The organism is Actinomadura sp. KC216, assembly GCF_004348535.1.
In the GTDB taxonomy this organism is placed as follows: Bacteria; Actinomycetota; Actinomycetes; order Streptosporangiales; family Streptosporangiaceae; genus Spirillospora.
The window spans coordinates 1-3,909 of record NZ_SMJX01000512.1 but is presented as its reverse complement, the minus strand read 5'-3'; the positions used below and the strand labels follow the sequence as shown (position 1 = coordinate 3,909).

3 protein-coding genes and 1 pseudogene are annotated in these 3,909 nt (G+C 74.0%); all 4 read right to left on the bottom strand.

The genetic code is table 11. The annotated features are described in order from the left end of the window. The coding region (locus E1264_RS41200; RefSeq protein WP_132182781.1) for a serine/threonine-protein kinase at positions 1-809 on the bottom strand (809 nt) is incomplete at its 3' end. A gap of 22 nt (positions 810-831) precedes the next feature. Continuing rightward, a complete protein-coding gene (locus E1264_RS41195; protein WP_243711488.1) occupies positions 832-2,034 on the bottom strand; it encodes a family 2 encapsulin nanocompartment cargo protein polyprenyl transferase in 1,203 nt (400 codons plus the stop codon). 10 nt (positions 2,035-2,044) lie between these two features. Continuing rightward, entirely contained in the window at positions 2,045-3,487 is a 1,443-nt protein-coding gene (locus E1264_RS41190; RefSeq protein ID WP_165964653.1) for a family 2B encapsulin nanocompartment shell protein, read from the bottom strand. Then, a pseudogene (locus E1264_RS41185) lies at positions 3,484-3,909 on the bottom strand (Crp/Fnr family transcriptional regulator); the annotation flags it as partial. The gene E1264_RS41190 and the pseudogene E1264_RS41185, both read right to left, overlap by 4 nt.

Below are 3,909 nucleotides of genomic sequence, written 5' to 3'. Positions count from 1 at the left end.
GGAGCGCGGCTCGTGCGGCGGACGAGGCGGTCGAGGATGTCCTGCGCGGACGGGCGGTGCGCCGGGTCCTTCGCGAAGCACTCGGCGAGCAGGCCGCGGAGCGGCTCCTCGATGCCGTCGAGGTTCGGTTCGCCGTGCGCGATGCGGTTGAAGACGATCGGGATGGACTCGTTGCCGAACGGCGGGCGCCCGGTCGCCGCGAACGCCATCGTCGACGCCCACGCGAACACGTCCGCGCCGGGGCCGAGCTCGCCGGGCTGGAGCTGCTCGGGCGCCATGTACGCGGGCGTCCCGATCGCGCGGCTGACCATCGTCTGCGCGCCGGACAGCGCGCGGGAGATGCCGAAGTCGATGACGCGCGGGCCGTCCGCGCCGATCAGCACGTTGTGCGGGTTGAGGTCGCGGTGCACGATGCCCGCGTCGTGCAGGGCGACGAGGGCCGTGGCGGTCGCGACCGCGAGCCGGTCGAGGGCGGCGCCGGAGCGCGGGCCCCGCTCGGCGACGACGCGGCTGAGCGGCGGCCCGTCGACGTACTCGGTGACGATGTAGCGGCGGTCGCCGAACGTGCCGGAGTCGAGGACCTGCGCGGTGCAGAACCGCGCGACCTGCTTGGCCGCGTCCATCTCGCGCGCGAACGTGTCGAGGGTGCCGAAGTCGGCGGTGAGCTGCGCGTGGAACACCTTCACCGCGACCTTGGTGCCGTCCCCGGCGTGGCCGAGGTACACGACGCCCTGGCCGCCCTGCCCGAGCCGGGCGGTGAGCCGGTAGGCGCCGAGTTGTCGTGGATCGTCGGGTTCTAGGGGCGGCACGCCAAGCAGTGTAGGGCGTGCCCTATCGATCGCGGTGCGCGATGAGGGCGGCGAGGGTGCGGAGTTCGGCGGCGGTGACGGGGTCGGGGGCGGCGGCGTCCAGCTCGCGGAGCGCGGCGGCGAGGACGGCGTCGGCGCGGGCGACGGTCCAGGCACGGCCGCCCGCCGCGTCGATCAGCTCGGCGGCCTGGGACGCGTCGTCGCCGGTGAGGGGCTCGTCGCGCAGGTAGAGCGCGGCCAGCTCGTGCGCGGCGGGGGTGGCGGAGGTGAGCGCGGCCACGACGGGCAGCGACTTCTTGCGGGTGCGGAGGTCGGAGTGGACGGGCTTGCCGGTGACGGCCGGATCGCCCCAGATGCCGAGCAGGTCGTCGGCCAGCTGGAAGGCCAGGCCGAGCCGTTCACCGAACGCGCGCAGGCGGGCGGTCTGCGCGGTGGTTCCGCCGCCGTGCTCGGAGCCGAGCGCGCACGCGGCGCCGAGCAGCGCGCCGGTCTTGCGGTTCGCCATCGCGACGCACTCGTCGAGGGTGACGTCGCCGCGCTCCTCGAACGCGAGGTCGGCGCTCTGGCCCTCGACCAGCTCGATGACAGCCCGGCCGAGCGTCCGGACGCCGCGCGGGACGGTCGCCGGGACGTCCGCGTTCGCGAGGGCCTCGAACGCGGCGGCGAGCAGGGCGTCCCCGGCCAGGACGGCGGGGCCGGTGCCGAACACGGTCCAGGCGGTCGGGCGGTGCCTGCGGGTGAGGTCGCCGTCCATCACGTCGTCGTGCAGGAGCGAGAAGTTGTGCGCCAGCTCGACGGCGACGGCGGCGGGCACCGCGGCGGCGGCCGTCCCGCCGACCGCCCGCGCCGTCAGCAGCACCAGCGCGGGACGGATCGCCTTGCCCGACGCGCCGTCGAGTCGGTGGCCCCGCTCGTCCTGCCAGCCGAGGTGGTAGGCGGCGATGCCGCGCATCGCCTCCGGCAGGGTCTCGACCGCGTCCCGCAGGGCCGGGTCGAGGAGGCGGCGGCTCCAGGCGAGGATCTCCGCCGCCGACCGGGCGGCGCCCCCGCTCTGCGCGGAGTCGCCGCCCGGTCCCTGGTCGACGTCGACCGTCTCTGGTGCGCCCGTCTCGGGGTCGTCCACCGGTGGACGGTGGTCGCAGCGGAGGACCGCCGGGTCGTCTCCCCAGACGGGCATGTCGTCGTCCCCTCTCGTCCTGGCCTTCATGGCGGGGTGTGGTGTCATGGCGGGTGCGCTAGCGGGCGATCTCCACGTTCTCCAGCACGCCCAGCGCGTCGGGGACCAGCACGGCCGCCGAGTAGTAGGCGCTGACCAGGTACGTCATGATCGCCTTGTCGTCGATCCCGGTGAACCGGACCGACAGGCCGGGGCGGACCTCGTTCGGTATCCCGGTGCGCCGCAGCCCGATGACGCCCTGGTCGTCCTCGCCGGTGCGCAGCGCGAGCACCGAGGTCGTCCCGGCCCGGCTGATGGGGATCTTGTCGCAGGGGAAGATCGGGACGCCGCGCCAGGCGTGCGCGCGGTGCCCGTCCACCACGACGCTCGCCGGGTAGATGCCGGCGCGGGTGCATTCGCGGCCGAACGCGGCGATCGTCTTCGGGTGGGCGAGGAAGAACCGCGTCTTGCGGCGCCGGGCGAGCAGCTCGTCCATGTCGGCGGGGGTCGGGGGACCGCCGCGGGTCTGGATGCGGTGCCGCAGGTCGGCGTTGTGCAGGAGCCCGAAGTCGCGGTTGTTGATGAGCTCGTGTTCCTGGCGCTCCCTGACCTCCTCGATGGTGAGCCTGAGCTGCTGCTCGACCTGGTCCATGGGGCCGTTGTAGAGGTCGGCGACGCGGGTGTGGACGCGCAGCAGCGTCTGCGTGACGCTCATCTCGTACTCGCGCGGCGACGCCTCGTAGTCGACGAACGTGCCGGGCAGCATCGGTTCGCCGTCGTGCCCGGACGCCAGGTCGATCGCCGCCTCGCCGTGCCTGGTCTGCGGCGGGACGGGCGCGTTCCGGTACTCCTCCAGGTGGGCGCGCAGCGCGTCGTACCGCTCGGTCAGCTCGGCGATCGTCTCCGGCGAGAGGCTGAGGACGATCACGGGCGTGAGCGCGCGGTAGGTGTGCGGCCAGGTCTCGGCCGCCGCGCCGTCCGGCCCGTCGCCCGCGCCGAGGAGGGCGCGGTCGCCGAAGAACCGGCCGCCGTCGAGGATGTCGACCTGCGTCTCGGCGTCGTACTCCCCCGGCGCGGTCACCTGGACCTTGCCGTGCGCGATGAGATGGACGGAGTCGGCGGGGCGGCCCGCCTCCGCGATCGTCTCGCCGGGCGCGTACTCGTGCTGGACGAACCGTCCGGCGATGCCGTCCAGCAGCGCGGTGTCGGCGAAGCCGCGCAGCGGGGGCAGCTCGGTCAGCTCCGGCGGGATCACCCTGATCGCGGCGCCGTCGTTCACGAACGTGACCAGCCCGTCGCCGAGCTGGTAGGTGAGCCGCCGGTTCACCCGGTAGGTGCCGGCGTCGGCCCGCACCCACGGCAGCTGCCGCAGCAGCCACCGCGGGGTGATGCCCTGCATCTGCGGGACGGACTTGGTCGTCGTCGCAAGGTTGCGTGCGGCCCTGGTGCTGAGGGCCAGTTGCCGCTCGCCGGCGGCGGCCTCCGTCGCGGATCCTGCTGTCGCGGGGGGCGTCTCGGTCACGACGCGGCACCGCCGTGGGCGATCTCGACGGACTCCAGCATGCCGAGCGCGTCGGGCACCAGGACGGCGGCCGAGTAGTAGGCGCTGACCAGGTAGGACAGCAGCGCCTTCTCGTCGATGCCCATGTACCGGACGGACAGGCCCGGCTGGTACTCGTCGGGCAGGCCGGTCTGGTGCAGGCCGATGACGCCCTGCCGCTCCTCGCCGGTGCGCATCAGCAGGATCGAGCTGGTGCGCGTCCGGCTGATCGGGATCTTGTTGCAGGGGAAGATCGGCACGCCGCGCCACGCGGGCACCTTGTTGCCGCCGACGTCGACGCTGTCGGGGTAGACGCCGCAGGCGCTGCACTCGCGGCCGAACGCGGCGATCGCCTTCGGGTGGGCGAGGAAGAACGCCGGTTCCTTCCAGACGAGGGTGAGGAG

Excerpts from the sequence above, each read along its gene's own strand:
- E1264_RS41195 (WP_243711488.1), bottom strand. The coding sequence starts at position 2,034 with ATGACACCACACCCCGCCATGAAGGCCAGGACGAGAGGGGACGACGAC.